We start from the raw sequence: 15,985 nt of genomic DNA, 5'->3' as shown, positions 1-15,985 counted from the left end.
ACAGGGAAAGAACCCGCGAAACGCGTGTGCGTTCCTTAGAACTAATGAGCAAACATCTTCCCGAACCTTTTCAGGCATGGTTTTCCCGACAGGGTTGGTCCCCCCGATCTCATCAGCTCGCGATGCTTCAGGCTGCGGAGGATGGGGTGTCCGCGCTTCTCATCGCGCCGACGGGCGGCGGGAAGACATTGTCAGGCTTTTTGCCCAGCCTCATCGAATTGGCAGAGGGTTCATATGCGGGATTGCACACCCTCTATGTCAGTCCCCTGAACGCTCTTTCGACCAATATTGCAGAAAGTCTGTCTCGCCCCATCGTGGACATGGATCTTCCAGTTCGGGTCGAGGTGCGCAGTGGAGATACATCCGGAGCACGTCGGAAGCGGCAACAGAAGAAGCCGCCGCATATCCTCCTGACAACGCCTGAAAGTCTGGCTCTGCTGCTGTCATACCCGGACGCTGCAGCATATTTTTCCACACTTAGAGTTCTGATCATCGACGAGGTCCATGCGCTTGCTGGTACGAAAAGGGGAGACCAGCTCGCTCTTTGCGCCAGCCGTCTGAAGGTGTTTTCGCCCTCGCTCCGGATGAATGGCTTATCCGCAACCGTAGCGCACCCTTCCGCCATAGCGGCCTGGGTTTCCCCGACGGGCAAAGCTTCTGGCGTCCGTCTTGTCAAAGCGGAAGACGGGGTGCGGCCGGACGTTCATGTGCTTTTGCCTGACGAGCGGGGGTATCTTCCCTGGGCAGGGCGCATGGGGTTGGGAAGCGCCACTGCGATCCTGACGGAAATTGCCCGTGCACGTCTGACCATCGTATTCGTCAACAGCCGGGCGCAGGCGGAACTGCTGTTCCAGGCTCTGTGGAAAGACAATACGGACAATCTGCCCATCGGGCTTCATCATGGCAGTCTGGACGCGGTGCGTCGGGCAAAAGTGGAAGACGCCATGGCTCAAGGCGATTTGCGGGCTGTCGTGGCCACCTCTTCGCTGGATCTGGGACTGGACTGGGGGGCAGTGGATCAGATCATTCAGGTGGGCGCGCCGAAGCAGATCTCCCGCCTGACACAGCGGATCGGCCGGGCCAATCACCGGATGGACGAGCCATCGCGTGCGCTGCTTGCTCCGGCCAACCGGTTTGAAGTTCTGGAATGTGAAGCAGCCAGAGAGGCGGTTCTTCAGCATGAACTCGATGGCGCTCCACCGCGCGCCGGGGCCCTCGATGTTCTCGCCCAGCATGTGCTGGTCACAGCCTGTGCAGGACCGTTTTTCCCAGACGTTCTGTATGAAGAAATTCGTCAGACTGCGCCCTACAGCCAGATTTCACGTACAGATTTTGATGAGGTCGTTCGATTTGTTGAAGATGGTGGCTATGCCTTGCAGGCCTATGAACGCCATCAGCGCCTTTTCCGGGACTCACTCGGGCAACTGTGGGTTAGAAATGAGCAGATCGTCCGGCAGTTTCGGATGAATATCGGAACCATCGTTGATACTCCGATGTTACGCGTCAAATCCCGACGGGGAAAAGCCTATGGAGAGATCGACGAGTATTTCGCTTCGACGCTCGTTCCGGGCGATACCTTTTTGCTGGGCGGGGAGCTGCTGGAGTTTCTGGGACTGCACGATACGACCGTTCAGGCAGCCCGTGGCCGAGGGAAGGACCCGCGAGTGCCCGTTTATGGGGGCAATCAGCTCTCCATTTCCCCCGGTCTGGCCAGACATGTTCGTGAGATGCTGCATACTCCAGCGTCCTGGGGCGTGCTTCCAAAGTCGGTGCAGGACTGGCTCGCCCTTCAAGCCAAACGCTCAAGTCTGCCCGGACCGGAAAACTTTCTGATCGAGACCTTTCCCCACAGAGGGTGGCATTACCTTGTGGCGTATCCTTTTGAAGGACGAAATGCGCATCAGACTTTGGGGCTTCTCTTAACGAAAAAGCTGGAGGAAACCGGAAAAGGTCCTCTAGGCTTTGTGGCCAACGACTATATGGTCGCGTGCTGGTGCGTTCACCCAACGGGCTCTATGACGGACCTATTCACCCGAGATCTGCTTGGAGGCAATCTATCGGACTGGCTGGCAGAGAGCGCCATGCTCCGCCGCACCTTCCGGGATGTGGCCATTATCGCCGGGCTGATAGAGCGCAATTATCCGGGGCGCGAGAAAAATCGACGTCAAATGACAGTCAGCAGCGACCTCCTTTATGACGTGCTTCGAAAATACGACCCTGACCATATTCTCCTGCGTGCAACCCGCATTCAGGCAGAGGAGGGCCTTACGGACCTAGGGCGCCTGTCACAGATGCTGGATCGTCTTCATGGACATATAGAGCATGTCAGTCTCTCCCATGTCTCGCCGCTTTCAGTCCCCGTGCTTCTTGAGCAGGGACGCGAAACAATCCGGGGCGGGGAAGGAGAAGACTATCTTCTGGCTGAGGCCGACAAGCTCTATGAACTGACAGGAACACCTTGAACTTTCGGGAGATTTTTCTGGCAGGTGAACAGATATACCTCCTCTCTGGAGGGGCTGTTTTCCTGCCCGCAACGCAGACGCTCGTCGTGGCGGACCTCCATCTTGGAAAAGGAACGTCTGCCCGTTCGCGCGGATTACTGCTTCCGCCAGGAGATACGATTTCAACGCTTCAAAAGATCTTACAACTTGTCGAGGCTTATTCCCCTCAGGTTCTAGTCGCGCTTGGGGACAGCTTTCATGATTGTAAGGTTGGTGAGCGTCTTCTTGATGAGGAACGAGCACTCATTGAGATTATAACCCGAAAAGCAGATACTTTGTGGATCACAGGTAATCACGATGCGATCCCGATTTCTGGGCTCGGGGGCGAGTGGCTTGAAGATTATCAGTTGGGAAATCTCATTCTGCGGCATATCCCCTCTGCGATAATCCCTTCTGGCCGAGCTGAGCTGGCAGGTCACCTTCACCCCAAGATCAGAATACGGATCAGGGGGCATGTCATGAGCCGCGCGTGCTTCATAACGGGAGAAAATCGCCTTATTCTTCCAGCCCTAGGGGCATATACCGGCGGACTGGACGTCTCCCATCAGGCTTATGAAGGACTATTTCCTCAAGGATATGCCGCTTATGTCTGGGGCACTAATCAAATCAATCGCGTTGCCTAAAAGGTAGTCCCAAACTGTCGGTTGGTATCCAAGCGCAAAATTTGTGTTGCCGATCTGTTCTTCTGCGTGAGATGGAGAGCTATGCAATCGCGACCAACGTTATCGGCAGAGTTCATGAATCACGACGAAATTAATCCGCAAGAACATGTGCTCAGCCAAAATGCTTCAAATCAGCCATCCCCAATGGATTTGGCCACATTGAGCGATCGTGAACCTCGACATTGGGCACAGACAACAATCAGTGACCCAACGTTGGAGAATAGAAGCAACGTTTTCTTCGCGGCCGTAGAAATGACCAGGATGCCAATGATTCTGGCTGATCCGCGCTTACCCGACTGTCCGATTGCATTCGCCAATAACGCATTTCTGGACCTCACAGGATATGAGGCCGGTGAGATTGTTGGAAGAAACTGTCGTTTCCTGCAGGGGGCCGGTACCGACCCTAATGATGTTCGGCAACTGAGAGAAGCTATTGCGGATTGCAAGCCAATCGCGTTGGAGATCCTAAACTATCGCCGCAACGGAACGCCTTTCTGGAATGCAATTTTCATGGGACCTGTGTTCGATGCGCAGGGGGAGCTAATTTATTTTTTCGCTAGTCAATTGGATGTTTCCAAACGCCGCGAAAGCGAGATGGCTCTGCGGCAGGGTCAAAAAATGGAAGCAATCGGACAGCTGACGGCCGGTCTTGCACACGATTTCAACAATTTACTGCAGATACTGAACAATAGCTTGGACCGTATGAAGGAAAAGCGCCTTGATCATCAGGCGTTCGACCGACAGCATATGATCGCACAGCAGGCAGCAGATCGTGGGGCCAGGCTCACGCGTCAGTTGCTATCTTTCGCTCGTCGAACACGGCTTGATCCAACCGAAGTCAATTTGAGTTCGCTCATTAATTCCTTCAAGGAATTAATAGAGATGTCTGTAGGCAGTCAGATTGAGTTGTATCTCAATCTGAGACTACGCCTTCCGGACGTAAAACTAGATGCAAATTATTTCGAAATGGCGCTCCTAAACGTTGTTGCCAATGCCCGGGATGCGTCTTCGGTGGGCGGGTCCATTACGATCAAGACCAAGCTCGTACACTTGAATGGAGATGCAGAGGCGCGCCGCCTCAAACCGGGAGAGTACGTCATTGTCACGGTGGAAGACGAAGGGCAGGGGATGCTCCCTCATATCATTCGGCGCGCGACAGAACCGTTTTTCACAACCAAGCCATCTGGACAAGGGACTGGACTAGGTCTGGCGATGGTTCAGGGGTTCGTCCAGCAATCTGGCGGACGTCTGGAAGTTGAAAGTGAACATCAACGCGGCACAAGCATTCATATGATTTTCCCGGTCCATGCTTCGAAGGAACAGACTGAAACAATCAAGAAGGATACCGGCTACAAGGCGCATCCGGTTGATGAAAGTCCTAGCTCACCGCATATATTAGTTGTGGAAGATAATGCTGATATTGCGCAGTACGCTGCAGACTCTCTTATGGAAATTGGCTATCAGGTAACAGTTTCCCAAAACGCCACTGAAGCCTTGGACGTATTCCAGCAGGCTTTATCTGAACAGAAACCCTTTAGCGCGGTTTTCTCGGACGTCATTATGCCGGGTGGGCCAAATGGTTTGGTTCTGGCAGAAAAAATCAGTCTGCTGCGTCCTCAGACACCTGTTATTCTCACGACGGGTTATAATGATGAAATGTCGTTGAACGCGCCCGAGAACAATAGTTTTGAAGTTCTGGGCAAGCCGTATCAGCGATCTGAACTGATAGACCGCATCCAGGCGGCTCTTAGTCATGGATCACGCAGTGGAAACGGTCGCCAGACATCTGACTTCGGCCATGCGGAAGAATAGGAAGATCGATTAACCTCCTTTTCCGTCGAACATAGTGTTTAGGTGTTTAGTTCCGTGGTTTGATTGTGGAAGTCTGATTCAGGCTCTGCGAGGAGACTGAAGATGAGCGACCTATTTTGGCAACAGATGGAGCGTCTGCGGCTCTTTTTCCCAAAAAGCCACGGCAAACCTTAAATTGATGACCGCCGCGTACTGAGCGAGATCATTTTCATGAACCGCAATGGCCGGCGATGGTGTGATGCGCCTCGGGAATACGGTTCACACAAGACGCTCTACAACCGCTGGAAGCGTTGGGGCGACATGGGCATCTTCATGTGAATGATGGATGGCTTGTCTGCTGCGAAAGCCAAGCCCCGGACCATCATGATTGATGCGACCTATCTCAAAGCAGATTGCACGGCTTCCAGCCTACGGTTAAAAAAGGGGATCTAGGCCGCCTGATCGGTCGCACCAAAGGCGGTATGAATATCAAGCTGCATGCCGGTCACCGCTCAGAACGGACGACCGCTGAGCTTTTCATGATAGCAGTATAGGTGGTTGATAACACCGGAGCTTCTGCTCTGCTGAACAGTCTGCCCATGGCACAATGGATGCTGGTGGACCACTGACTGCTTAGGGATGTCTTAGAGGAAAGAGGGATCAGGCTTTGCAGCCCGGGACGGAGATCCCACGGAAAACAAGTAAAATATGACAAGCGAAAATACAAACGTCGCAACCGCATCGAAATCATGTTCGGTCGGTTCAAGGATTTGCGACGGATCGCCACACGCCATGACAGATGTCCGACCGCCATCTGCGTCGCTGCAACCGTCTATGTTCTGGCTATGAGTCCTGAGCCTATCGACAGCGGAAGGCAAGAAGCTTTTAGATGCCTGCGAGACGCCACACGTCCGCACGGTCATGGCGATCGCCATTCATGCATGCGCCCGCAAGGGATCGATCTTGGCTTTGACTTGGGATCGAATTGATTGGGAAACGGGCCTAATCGACTTTAAGGACCACGGAGACCATTGACCGGAAAGAGGCGTTCCACCATGCTGATGACCAAGGCTTTTTGGAAGGAGATGGAAGAAGGGTTCAGGGTGAGCAATGGGGATTATGTGGTCCGTTGGTACGGTAGAACAATTCTCAGCCGTTTAAGGTGGTCATTCGATAAGGCTTGTGAACGGGCAGGTCTGATAGGGCGACCGACACCGCTTCATTTGAAGTATAGCTTCACATCATGGCTTGCTATGGACAAGGTCCCAATCGATCAGGTGGCGGATTGCCTGGTCACTTATCCAAGTACATTGAGGAGTGTTTGCAGGAAATTTGGCCCGTCATATCTGCGTAGAATAGCAGATAACTTTTCTCTATAGTGGCCCAAGTGGCCCATTACGTCACTTGTAGGCAAGCCAGTTTTTGGCAGATCGCTTGGTGTCCCATAGGGGATTCGAACCCCTGTTGCCGCCGTGAGAGGGCAGTGTCCTAGGCCTCTAGACGAATGGGACCAGAGCGAGGGCGTTAATAGAAGAGGCCCTCTGGGTTTGCAAGTACTATTTTACAGTTTTTGCGAAAGCAAAGGGCCTAGTGCCGCGCCGCCAAAAAGGTGGACGTGGAAGTGAGGAACTTCTTGGCCTGAATTGGCGCCGGAGTTGCTGATAAGGCGAAAACCGTCTTTCGTCAGACCCTCCGCTTCAGCCACTTTTGCGACCGCTCTCCAGAAGCCAGTAATTTCATCGGCTGACGCTGTCGCACTGAAGTCCGCAATGGAGACATATGGCCCTTTGGGGATGACCAGCACATGGATAGGTGCCTGCGGGGCGATGTCGTGAAAGGCCAGCGCGTAGTCGTCTTCGTAAACCGTGCGGGACGGGATCTCCTTACGGAGGATGCGCGCAAAGATATTACTGTGGTCGTACGTCATGGCTTTGTCCCTTAACCAAGCTTTTCCTTGGGGCGCGATGCTTTTTCGGCAATCCCGCTCGTGCCTTCGCGACGCTTCAGCTCTGCCCAGACGTCTTCCGGGGAAACGCCTGCGTCTACCCACATGACGATCAGGTGGTACAGAACGTCGGCACTTTCACCGACGAGTTCCTTGCGATTGCCATTGACGGCTTCGATCAGACACTCAACAGCTTCTTCGCCAAATTTCTGGGCGATCTTGTTGCGACCACGGGCCATCAGACGGGCTGAATGGCTCAGCGTCGGGTCTGTGCCGCGACGGGACTGAACGGTCTCGAACAGGCGCTCCAGCACATGCTCTCTGGCCGGTGTCGTTTTGCGCTCTTCCGGCTTTGCTGCTTTTGCCATTGCCTTATTCTCCAAGTCTGACCGGAAGGCCGGCCTCATTCAGTGCCTGTTTGACGTCCCCAACGTGGAACTGTCCGAAATGGAAGACGCTGGCGGCTAAAAGACCACTCGCGCCAACCTGCGCGCCTTCAACAAAGTGATGCAATTCGCCAACGCCGCCGGATGCAACAACAGGGATGGTCACTGTACCACAGACCGCTCTGAGCAGATCCAGATCGAAACCGGACTTCGTGCCATCACGGTCCATGCTGGTGAGCAGGATTTCTCCTGCGCCCAGATCCTGCATCTTTTTGGCCCATTCCACCGCGTCCAGCCCAGTAGGTTCGCGGCCGCCCTTGGCATAGACTTCCCAGCCACCGCGTCCATTCGATCGCGCATCAATCGCCACGACCACGCACTGGCTGCCAAAGCGTTGAGAGGCTTCGCGGATCAGTTCCGGGCGTGTGATCGCCGCCGAATTCACGGCGCATTTGTCAGCGCCAGCCAGAAGCAGGCGCCGCATATCCTCACAGGTACGAACACCACCGCCGACCGTCAGGGGAAGGCAGATGGCTTCAGCCGTGCGGCGGACGACATCCAGAATGGTATCGCGGTTTTCGACGCTGGCCGTGATGTCCAAAAAAGTCAGCTCATCAGCACCGGCAGCATCGTAAAGCTTGGCTTGCTCTACCGGGTCACCTGCATCACGCAGGGAGACGAAATTCACACCTTTGACGACGCGGCCGTCCTTGACGTCAAGGCAGGGAATGACGCGGAGTTTCAGCATGAACCGAGTACGTCCAGGGCGTCCTTGAGAGAGATACGCCCATCATACAGCGCCCGGCCGACGATGGCGCCGGAAATGCCCGGTACATCGCGGGCAATAGTGCGCAGGTCCCGAAGATGGTCGAGGGTGCCGACGCCACCGCTCGCAATGACAGGAATGGAGAGGCGGCGTGCCATGTCCGCCGTCTGTTCGAGATCAAGCCCGGCCAGCATCCCATCGCGGGTGATTTCGGTGAAGATGATGGCGGCAACGCCTGCATCTTCCATACGGAGTGCCAGATCGTTGGCTTCAAGTTCCGAAACTTCTGCCCAGCCTTCTGTTGCAACGCGGCCTTGGCGGGCGTCGATCCCAGCAACAATCTGGCCCGGGAAGGCGCGTGCAGCCTGTCGAACCAGTTCCGGGTCTTTTACCGCCACGGAACCGAGGATGATGCGAGAAACGCCTGCTTCCAGCCAGCGCTCAATGGCGGCCATATCGCGGATGCCGCCACCAAGCTGCACCGGCAGGCCAGTAGCTTTCACGATGGATTCAATAGCTGGCACATTTGTCGATTTGCCAGCGAAAGCACCATTGAGGTCAACGACGTGCAGATGGCGGCAGCCTGCTTCTTCAAACAGCTTGGCCTGTGCCGCAGGGTCGTCGGAATAGTGAGTGGCATCTTCCATCTCGCCACGGCGAAGCCGGACGCAGGCGCCGTCTTTCAGGTCGATGGCGGGGTAGAGCATCAGGCCCTGATGGCTTTTGGTGGTCTCGGAGGAAACAGGCGCGCCGCCGGCATCCGGTGCAGCAATGCTGGATTGCCAGCGGGCCGCTTCATGTTCACCGGCGAGTAGTTTGGAGAAGAAAAGTCCGCGCACCGTCTGGCCTCCGATCCGTGCATAATAGGGATGGGTGCCCCAGTGCTCAAAACCGAGCGACCGGAACAGCCCGATGGCAGCAGCATGCGTTTCACGCACGTCGCAGTTGATAACTTTGCTACCCATGGCTTTTGCGCCCTGGATCATGGCCTGAATCAAAGCGCGCCCCAGCCCTCGCCCTCGGGCGTAGGGTGCGACAAAGAAACCTGTCAGATTGACTGTGGCGGCATGGGCTTCATAGCTTGAAGGCGGACGCACAAGCTGTCCCGCACCGCAAATGATGCCGTCTTCGCGCAGCACATACAGGCTGCGCTCCTGCACCAGAAGCAGGCCTTCAAAATAACGCTCCAGAGCCTGATTTCCGGGCGGCTGAAGCCAGCCGAAACCGCCGCCATCCAGAATGCCCGCCGTTACTGCTTCGCAGAGCGCTTCCATGTCATCGGGCGAGAGGGATGAAACGACCCGTTCGCAAACAACGGTCATGACGTCCACCTCAGAAAGTTGCCCATGATGGTCAGGCCAACAGTCTGGCTTTTTTCAACGTGAAACTGTGTTCCGCACCGGTTGCCGCGCGCAACAATGGCGGGGACCGAATTTCCGTACTGTGCGGTCGCCACCAGCTCGTCCTCATGCCCGTCATGCAAGGCATAGGAATGAACAAAATAGCCGTGCATTCCGGGCTCCAGGCCCTGCGTTAGCAAATGTGCGCCCGGTTTGAAATCAAGCGTGTTCCAGCCCATGTGGGGCAGGCGCAGACCTGCATTGGCGGCTTCATCCATGCGACGGATATTGCCTGAAATCCAGCCCAGTCCCTCGGTACGGCCATGCTCCAGGCCATATTCGCTCATGAGCTGCATGCCCACACAGATGCCAAGGAAAGGCGTGCCTTTAGCCGTTGCAGTCTCAAGAGTATTGCGAAGATCCGGCCCGAGGCCTGCGGCACAATCTGCAAACGCACCCTGACCTGGCAGGATCAGGCGATCGGCATTCAGGATGGCTTCCGCATCGCGCGTAATGGTGACGTCTGCGTCAAGTCCCCGCAATGCTGCAGCCTTTTTGGCGGCCTGAGCGGCCGATGCAAGATTGCCACCATTATAGTCAATTACGACGACGCGCATGGGAACTCCGGGGGGCTAACAGGTGATGTGTGACGGTCCGCCCAGCGGATCAGCGCAATGTCCTTGCTGGGAGCAGGGATTGGCAGGCCCATCTGGCGGCCATTAAGGCGCATTTCCCACAGACGGATTTCTGCCGTGAACGTGGCAAGGACCGCATGAATGCCGACGATGATCGCAATGTCCCACCGTGAAGCAATAAAGACATGCAGCAGGATGGACACGGCTGCGGCAAGAAGTCCGGAGATCCAGGCGCCATAAGTGAGAAGGCCCAGCCATCCAAAAAACATGACGCGCCAGGAAAAGCCGTTCTGCACCATGACAGGCAAACCCAGCGGCCGCGATGAGGCGGGGTCCGTACAGGGCGTGAAAAGCTTCACAGGACGCCTTTGGTAGAGGGAATGGCGCCCGCCGCACGGGGGTCCATCGAGACGGCAACGCGTAGGGCCCGGGCCACCGCTTTGAAGCCGCTTTCTGCAATATGGTGGGCGTTTGTTCCTGCCTTGCAGGTCAGGTGCAGCGCGATGTGCGCCGACATTGCAAAAGCACGGAAGAATTCTTCAAAAAGTTCGGTATCCATCGTGCCGATCTTCTCGCGTGGGAAAACCACGTTCCACGCCAGATAGGGGCGGCCGGAAATATCCACCACGGCTTCGCACAGGGCTTCGTCCAGCGGCACCAGTGCATGACCGAAGCGCTCGATGCCGCGCTTGTCCCCGATCGCCTGACGGAAAGCCTGCCCAAACACGATGCCAACATCTTCGACCGTATGGTGCCCGTCAATGTGCAGATCACCCTTGGCGAGCAATTCCAGATCGAAGCCGCCATGTTTGGCGAGTGCCGTCAGCATATGGTCGAAAAAGCCGATGCCACTGTCCACGGTTGAGCGTCCCTGCCCATCAAGAGACAGGGCAAGGGTGATATCGGTTTCGCTTGTCGCGCGGTGCAGACGGGCGTGACGGGGTTCGGTCATGGTGGTTCTGCTACACCAGCGGGAGGGTTATTTCCACGCTGTCCCTGAGATAAAGGATGAAAAAGAAGGGTCCTAGAGTGCCGCAGAACGGGAAGACTGTCACCTGTCTTCAAGAGTTTGGGCGAGACTCTGTCGCCCCCTTGGCGGATGAGGCTGATCGCGCCATATCTGAACCATGGCACATCATCACTCCTCCCTCGACTTCCTTCTCTCCCGCGCCTCGACCGATAACCTCGTTGAGCCGACCCCCAAGGGCGAGCAGCTTCGCAATATCCTGTCTGCAGGTTTGCGAGCGCCGGATCATGGCCGGATGCGACCGTGGCGCTACACGGTCATCAAAGGAAAGCATCGGGAGGCCTTTGCCCAGGTGGTGCTGGAAGCCATGGAACGGCAGGAGCCTGACGCCCCATCTGCCAAGAAGGAAAAGCGACGGGATCGCTTCTCCAACATGCCCATGATTATCGCGCTGGGGATGCATATTGTCCCTGACGGCAAGATCCCGGTCATCGAGCAGGAAATGTCCGTGGCTGCCGGTGCGATGAATGTTCTTAACGCGTTGCATGCCGAAGGCTTTGGCGGGGTTTGGGTTACGGGACCTTTCTGCGAAGACCGTGCGCTTCTCGAATCGCTTGGGTTGAAAGATCCGCATCGTCTTGCGGGCTTCCTCTTCGTCGGAACGCCGGAAAAGCCGGTCGAGGGTCGTAAGCGCCCGGACATCGAAAATTATATGGCAGTCTGGAAAGGCGAGCCCATTACATTCGATGCAGACGCAGGCTGAACAGAATGCGGTATGATGTGATTGTTGCGGGTGGCGGCCCGGTTGGTCTGGCTTGTGGCATTTCTCTTGCCCGGGATGGCCGCAGGGTCTGTGTCATTGAGCGCTCGCCAGTATCTGTGCTGGCTGATCCGCCTTTTGACGGGCGAGAAATTGCTCTGACGCATCATGCCGCGAACTGGCTGAAAGATGCAGGAGCCTGGGCTGAGATCCCGGCAACGTCCATCTGCCCCATGCACACGGCACGTATTGAAACCGGCACGGCTGGCAGTCCGCCGCTTTTGTTTGATGCGCCAGCCGATGGCCCTGATGCACTGGGATATCTTGTTGCCAATCATCTGATTCGCCGGGCTCTGTATCGTGTGGCAGAGCAGACACCGGGCCTCGAAATCCGTGCCGGGGAAGGGATTGAGACGGCACGACATAACGCGCAGTCCGCCGCTGTAACACTGACAGATGGTACGGAACTGATTGCTGATCTTCTAGTCGGAGCAGATGGACGCTTCTCGCGATTGCGCGACAATGCGGGCATCGGTGCAATCGTTCATGATTTTGGCCGGAGCATTCTGGTCTGTCGGATGCATCATCCAGAAAGTCACGCTCATACTGCGCTTCAGTGGTTTGACGAGGGACAGACAATTGCCCTTTTGCCAATCGCTCCTGACGGGCGTGAAGGGGCTTCGTCCTCGCTCGTTCTAACCTTGGAAAACGATGAGATTGCGCGACTGAAGACGCTCGAAGCTGACGCATTCAACGCCGAGATCACCGAGCGGACGCAGGGCCGTATGGGTCCCATGGAGCTGGAGAGTCCGCGGTGCTCCTATCCCTTGAAAGCGGTCTATGCTCATCGCTTTCATGCGCCGCGTTTTGCGTTGATTGGGGATGCTGCCGTGGGGATGCATCCTATTACAGCGCATGGCTTCAATCTGGGTCTTAAAGGACAGGAAACGCTCGCGCGTGCCATCGCTGATGGCCCAGGAGATGCGGGAGCACCCATCGTGCTCTCAAAGTTCGCCCGGACGCATCGTATGGCGACGGCGCCACTGTTTGCTGCAACCAACGCAATCGCGACAGTTTATACGCGTGACGAGACGCCATTTCTGGCCGCCAGAAAGTTGGGTCTGGCCGTTGCCAACCGCCTTCTTCCCTTCAAGTCAGCTGTGACAAGCATGCTGATGGATCGTAATTCCTGAGTACCCTGCGGAGCCCGTGATGAAAGCCTTCGGACACACCCGTGCGACCCGCATCGAAGAAACAGATGCGCTCGTGGAATTGAACATCCCGACCCCCGAGCCGGGCCCGCGGGATGTTGTTGTCGAAGTTTCGGCTGTTTCCGTGAACCCGGTTGATACAAAGCTCCGGTCTGTCGCTCCTCCAGAAGGAGAGACGCGCGTTCTGGGTTACGATGCCGTGGGTCGGGTTGTGGCAACGGGTGGTCAGGTTCGCGGGTTTCGTGCGGGCGACCGTGTCTTCTACGCTGGCAGCAATCTGAGGCAGGGCAGTAATGCCCGCTTTCAGGCGGTTGATGAGCGCCTTGTTGCATGTGCCCCGCAAAGCCTGACGGATGTTGAAGCTGCGGCTCTGCCTCTGACTGCTTTAACGGCCTGGGAGCTGCTATTTGACCGTCTGGGTCTCACGGCCGGGCAAATGGAAAGCCCGGATGCGCTTTTGATTGTCGGCGGGGCGGGAGGCGTCGGGTCCATTCTCACGCAGATCGCGCGTCGCCTGACTGGCCTGAAGGTCATTGCAACTGCATCCCGGCCTGAGACCGTGGAATGGTGCAAATCCATGGGTGCACATCATGTCATCGATCACCGTCGGCCGCTTGATCAGGAACTTGCCCGGATCGGCCTGCCGCATGTGCAATATGTGGCTGGTTTGACGGCAACCGGGCAGCACAAGGATGCGATTGTTCGCGCGTTGGCCCCGCAGGGTGCGCTGGCGATGATCGATGATCCGGGCGAATTTGACATTATGCCTTTCAAGCGAAAATCACTGTCCGTCCATTGGGAATACATGTTTGCGCGCCCAGCGTTCAATACGCCGGACATGGCTGTGCAAGGGCGTATTCTCGGGCAGATTGCATCGCTGGTGGATGCTGGTCTGCTCCGGACAACTCTGCATCAGACCCTGAGCCCTATCACGCTGGAAAATCTACGCCTTGCGCATGAAATTCTAGAGAGTGGCAAAGGAATTGGGAAAGTCGTGCTGTCAGGTTTCCCGGACTAAAATTTGCTGTCAGGCTGGAAGTTCGGCTTCCAGCATCTCGCGCTCTGCATCCTCTAGAAAGTCCATCAGGAGGGGGAGGACGGAAACGGTCAGGCTCAAATCTTTCTTGGCCAGAGCGCTGATGGTTGCGAGAGAGACAGGCTGAGACAATGCGGCGCGTGCGAAGCTCAGCGTCGGTCCGTTCAGAATATCGTCTGATGCAGCTGTATTTTCAAACGGCCGAAGCTGAAAGATCTCGATGTCTTTGAAAATTTGACTGTCTGACGGAACACTCCCGTCTAGACTCTCAGAAGTTACGCTCAGGAAAAAATTGTTGGCTGTCTGGCGTAACGCCACAGATTGGTGCTCGGTTGTGGAAACCGTATCGTAAGATAAAAAATCGAGCAGGTGTGGATTACCATCAGGGTTGATTGATGTCGGGTTGCCATCTGCTCCGATAGTAGTGAGAAAAACTCTGGAAGTAGCTTCGCCGATCCTGATTGCAAGAAGTGGCCGGACTATTGGCGATTTGTCCGCTATTTCCAGTTTCGTGTCTCTGACGCAGATACAATTTCCTTCATGGGACCAGACTGAAAATACATGCAGTGTCGGTACCGACGGCGGAAGAGGTGTCAGTTGGTCTGAACTGGGTAGAGCATCAAGAACACGCGCATATCCTTGTCGTATGACGCGGCGTACCCATTCACGTATCTTGTTCGTGCTATCATGCGGGGTAGGATCATAAATTTCGTTATGATCTGCCTCAGTAAAGTTGCGTAAACTAAGGTTAAGGTCTTTTCGACGTTTTGTACGTTCTACGTAATGCTCCATACTTCTCAGCTGGTAATGCATTATTTTTGAGTTCTTCCAGCATGGGCTATTTTTCGTGATGCCTGGCGTGTCAGACCACTCGATATCACGCCCTGAGTCGTCTACGTAACGATACGGGCTAACATCAAAATAGTGGACATTGAACCATCTTCCGTTCCAGTAATCTGGCCGGACGAACGACTTAATGTGACGGTTTATATTGTTCTCAGGCTTGTAATGATGCGTAAAGGCATGAAAGGCAGGAGCGAGGGGCTTCGTAACATGGCCTGAGCTACCGTAATTACACCAGTTGATGCCCACCGCCCCAACATCATTGTTCATCTCGCTTAGGAACTGATGGATGGTATTGTGGTTTGGGAAAAATACATATTCATCAGCATCCAGAAAGCCAACCCAGTCAAACTCGTTTTTGAGGTGTTCCAGGGCTTCCAGGTAGACCTGTTTCTGTCGTTCTATATGAGATCCGCCAGCACTCTCGATGCGATAAAGCCGGATGTCGTGCACACAGGCCGCATCGGCAACAATGCGATCCGTACCGTCTTTTGAGCCGTCATCAAAGACGATGATGGTATCTACGCCAAGACTGACATACCAGCCGAGCCACCAGAGGATATCAGAGACCTCATCGCGGACGATGGCAATAACGGCAACTTTCATACGGGGCTAATTTCGACTCAGTTGAAGTGGGTACGTAGGAGCGGTGTGGGTGAAATGCACAGAAGGATAAAGCCAAAAATGGCCATGACCTTCAGGATGAAGAACACCATATGCTGGCATACTTCCCCATTCGTGGCCATCATCATGAAGGGGTCCGGTGGGGGAAGAGTAGCCTTTGGATCTGTCTGCAAGCGCTCAAGGCTGGAATTACGCTGGTTGGCGTATTCTGCTCTGCGGCGCGCCATTTCGGTGCTGGAAATATCAGCTTTACCGTAAAGGTGAACAAGATAGTTCTCGAGGTCTTCCCGTCGGTACGCGGGCTTCCCATTCGGCATATGACCGCGCTCTGGGCCTGTTCCGAGCATGGAAAGCAGTCTCAAACGGCGCAGTGACAATCCCAGATAAGCTGCAGCTTCGGTGACGGCGAGCATACGTGCCCGAATGGGCAGATGGAAAAGCTGCCCAGAGCTGTTCTGTTCGGAAATATGTGATGGCGGCATGGTCTGTGTCCCTGCGGTTCAGACACTCATCACCTT

Annotated in this window: 15 protein-coding genes, 1 tRNA gene and 1 pseudogene; 7 read left to right on the top strand and 10 right to left on the bottom strand. The window is 55.5% G+C overall.

Going from position 1 to position 15,985, the window contains the following annotated elements; all coding sequences use genetic code 11:
* Nucleotides 1-44: 44 nt before the first annotated feature.
* The 4 genes and pseudogenes from KP707_RS12640 to KP707_RS12625 all read left to right on the top strand — a co-directional run bounded on the left by KP707_RS12640 (nucleotide 45) and on the right by KP707_RS12625 (nucleotide 5,803).
* Nucleotides 45-2,462 (top strand): ligase-associated DNA damage response DEXH box helicase, encoded by a 2,418-nt coding sequence (locus tag KP707_RS12640; protein WP_211503235.1) that lies wholly within the window; start codon nucleotides 45-47, stop codon nucleotides 2,460-2,462.
* Complete coding sequence (pdeM, locus tag KP707_RS12635; RefSeq protein ID WP_211503236.1) at nucleotides 2,459-3,124, top strand: ligase-associated DNA damage response endonuclease PdeM; 666 nt, start codon at nucleotides 2,459-2,461, stop codon at nucleotides 3,122-3,124. The genes KP707_RS12640 and pdeM overlap by 4 nt, the downstream gene beginning before the upstream one ends.
* A 114-nt stretch (nucleotides 3,125-3,238) precedes the next feature.
* Entirely contained in the window at nucleotides 3,239-4,975 is a 1,737-nt protein-coding gene (locus tag KP707_RS12630; protein WP_211503237.1) for a PAS domain-containing protein, read from the top strand.
* Nucleotides 4,976-5,077: 102 nt separating this feature from the next.
* Nucleotides 5,078-5,803: pseudogene (locus KP707_RS12625) on the top strand (IS5 family transposase).
* Between the two features lie 586 nt (nucleotides 5,804-6,389).
* On the opposite strand, the gene KP707_RS12620 reads toward KP707_RS12625, so the two are convergent.
* The 8 genes from KP707_RS12620 to hisB form a co-directional block, all read right to left on the bottom strand.
* A tRNA-Glu gene (locus tag KP707_RS12620) sits at nucleotides 6,390-6,465 on the bottom strand.
* 50 nt (nucleotides 6,466-6,515) lie between these two features.
* Nucleotides 6,516-6,881, bottom strand: coding sequence for a histidine triad nucleotide-binding protein (locus KP707_RS12615; protein WP_046901089.1), 366 nt, complete (start codon nucleotides 6,879-6,881; stop codon nucleotides 6,516-6,518).
* An 11-nt stretch (nucleotides 6,882-6,892) separates the two neighbouring features.
* The gene (locus KP707_RS12610; protein WP_211496724.1) at nucleotides 6,893-7,267 is read right to left on the bottom strand and encodes a phosphoribosyl-ATP diphosphatase; all 375 of its coding nucleotides are present in this window, start codon (nucleotides 7,265-7,267) and stop codon (nucleotides 6,893-6,895) included.
* 4 nt (nucleotides 7,268-7,271) lie between these two features.
* Nucleotides 7,272-8,033, bottom strand: a complete 762-nt coding sequence (gene hisF / locus KP707_RS12605; RefSeq protein ID WP_211503238.1) for an imidazole glycerol phosphate synthase subunit HisF — start codon at nucleotides 8,031-8,033, stop codon at nucleotides 7,272-7,274.
* Nucleotides 8,027-9,373 (bottom strand): 1-(5-phosphoribosyl)-5-[(5-phosphoribosylamino)methylideneamino]imidazole-4-carboxamide isomerase, encoded by a 1,347-nt coding sequence (gene hisA, locus KP707_RS12600; protein ID WP_211496723.1) that lies wholly within the window; start codon nucleotides 9,371-9,373, stop codon nucleotides 8,027-8,029. Before hisA ends, hisF begins: the two co-directional genes overlap by 7 nt.
* The gene (gene hisH, locus KP707_RS12595) at nucleotides 9,370-10,008 is read right to left on the bottom strand and encodes an imidazole glycerol phosphate synthase subunit HisH (protein ID WP_211496722.1); all 639 of its coding nucleotides are present in this window, start codon (nucleotides 10,006-10,008) and stop codon (nucleotides 9,370-9,372) included. The genes hisA and hisH overlap by 4 nt, the downstream gene beginning before the upstream one ends.
* On the bottom strand, nucleotides 9,993-10,385 hold the full coding sequence (locus KP707_RS12590) for a hypothetical protein (protein WP_064275114.1): 393 nt from the start codon (nucleotides 10,383-10,385) through the stop codon (nucleotides 9,993-9,995). Before KP707_RS12590 ends, hisH begins: the two co-directional genes overlap by 16 nt.
* Nucleotides 10,382-10,978, bottom strand: a complete 597-nt coding sequence (gene hisB, locus KP707_RS12585; protein ID WP_046901095.1) for an imidazoleglycerol-phosphate dehydratase HisB — start codon at nucleotides 10,976-10,978, stop codon at nucleotides 10,382-10,384. The genes KP707_RS12590 and hisB overlap by 4 nt, the downstream gene beginning before the upstream one ends.
* A gap of 175 nt (nucleotides 10,979-11,153) precedes the next feature.
* Between hisB and KP707_RS12580 the strand changes: the two genes are divergently transcribed.
* The 3 genes from KP707_RS12580 to KP707_RS12570 are packed head-to-tail and all read left to right on the top strand — an operon-like array spanning nucleotide 11,154 to nucleotide 13,982.
* Nucleotides 11,154-11,756 (top strand): nitroreductase, encoded by a 603-nt coding sequence (locus KP707_RS12580; RefSeq protein ID WP_099213114.1) that lies wholly within the window; start codon nucleotides 11,154-11,156, stop codon nucleotides 11,754-11,756.
* Nucleotides 11,757-11,761: 5 nt separating this feature from the next.
* Complete coding sequence (gene ubiM, locus KP707_RS12575) at nucleotides 11,762-12,946, top strand: 5-demethoxyubiquinol-8 5-hydroxylase UbiM (protein ID WP_211503239.1); 1,185 nt, start codon at nucleotides 11,762-11,764, stop codon at nucleotides 12,944-12,946.
* Between the two features lie 19 nt (nucleotides 12,947-12,965).
* The gene (locus KP707_RS12570) at nucleotides 12,966-13,982 is read left to right on the top strand and encodes a zinc-binding alcohol dehydrogenase family protein (RefSeq protein ID WP_211503240.1); all 1,017 of its coding nucleotides are present in this window, start codon (nucleotides 12,966-12,968) and stop codon (nucleotides 13,980-13,982) included.
* A 9-nt stretch (nucleotides 13,983-13,991) separates the two neighbouring features.
* Here KP707_RS12570 and KP707_RS12565 read toward each other — a convergent pair whose 3' ends face one another.
* The gene (locus KP707_RS12565; RefSeq protein WP_211503241.1) at nucleotides 13,992-15,449 is read right to left on the bottom strand and encodes a glycosyltransferase family 2 protein; all 1,458 of its coding nucleotides are present in this window, start codon (nucleotides 15,447-15,449) and stop codon (nucleotides 13,992-13,994) included.
* Nucleotides 15,450-15,466: 17 nt separating this feature from the next.
* Entirely contained in the window at nucleotides 15,467-15,949 is a 483-nt protein-coding gene (locus tag KP707_RS12560) for a hypothetical protein (protein ID WP_211503242.1), read from the bottom strand.
* Between the last annotated feature and the right edge of the window lie 36 nt (nucleotides 15,950-15,985).

Origin of the sequence: Gluconobacter sp. P5E10 (assembly GCF_018812145.1) — a bacterium.
GTDB lineage: Bacteria > Pseudomonadota > Alphaproteobacteria > Acetobacterales > Acetobacteraceae > Gluconobacter > Gluconobacter cerinus.
Note: the sequence above shows the minus strand (reverse complement) of the source record. Positions and strands in the feature narration are given on the sequence as shown.

Coding starts and splice junctions, on each gene's coding strand:
- KP707_RS12640 (WP_211503235.1), top strand. CDS start 45: ATGAGCAAACATCTTCCCGAACCTTTTCAGGCATGGTTTTCCCGACAG.
- KP707_RS12630 (WP_211503237.1), top strand. CDS start 3,239: ATGAATCACGACGAAATTAATCCGCAAGAACATGTGCTCAGCCAAAAT.
- KP707_RS12615 (WP_046901089.1), bottom strand. CDS start 6,881: ATGACGTACGACCACAGTAATATCTTTGCGCGCATCCTCCGTAAGGAG.
- KP707_RS12610 (WP_211496724.1), bottom strand. CDS start 7,267: ATGGCAAAAGCAGCAAAGCCGGAAGAGCGCAAAACGACACCGGCCAGA.
- hisF (WP_211503238.1), bottom strand. CDS start 8,033: ATGCTGAAACTCCGCGTCATTCCCTGCCTTGACGTCAAGGACGGCCGC.
- hisA (WP_211496723.1), bottom strand. CDS start 9,373: ATGACCGTTGTTTGCGAACGGGTCGTTTCATCCCTCTCGCCCGATGAC.
- hisH (WP_211496722.1), bottom strand. CDS start 10,008: ATGCGCGTCGTCGTAATTGACTATAATGGTGGCAATCTTGCATCGGCC.
- hisB (WP_046901095.1), bottom strand. CDS start 10,978: ATGACCGAACCCCGTCACGCCCGTCTGCACCGCGCGACAAGCGAAACC.
- KP707_RS12580 (WP_099213114.1), top strand. CDS start 11,154: ATGGCACATCATCACTCCTCCCTCGACTTCCTTCTCTCCCGCGCCTCG.
- ubiM (WP_211503239.1), top strand. CDS start 11,762: ATGCGGTATGATGTGATTGTTGCGGGTGGCGGCCCGGTTGGTCTGGCT.
- KP707_RS12570 (WP_211503240.1), top strand. CDS start 12,966: ATGAAAGCCTTCGGACACACCCGTGCGACCCGCATCGAAGAAACAGAT.
- KP707_RS12565 (WP_211503241.1), bottom strand. CDS start 15,449: ATGAAAGTTGCCGTTATTGCCATCGTCCGCGATGAGGTCTCTGATATC.
- KP707_RS12560 (WP_211503242.1), bottom strand. CDS start 15,949: ATGCCGCCATCACATATTTCCGAACAGAACAGCTCTGGGCAGCTTTTC.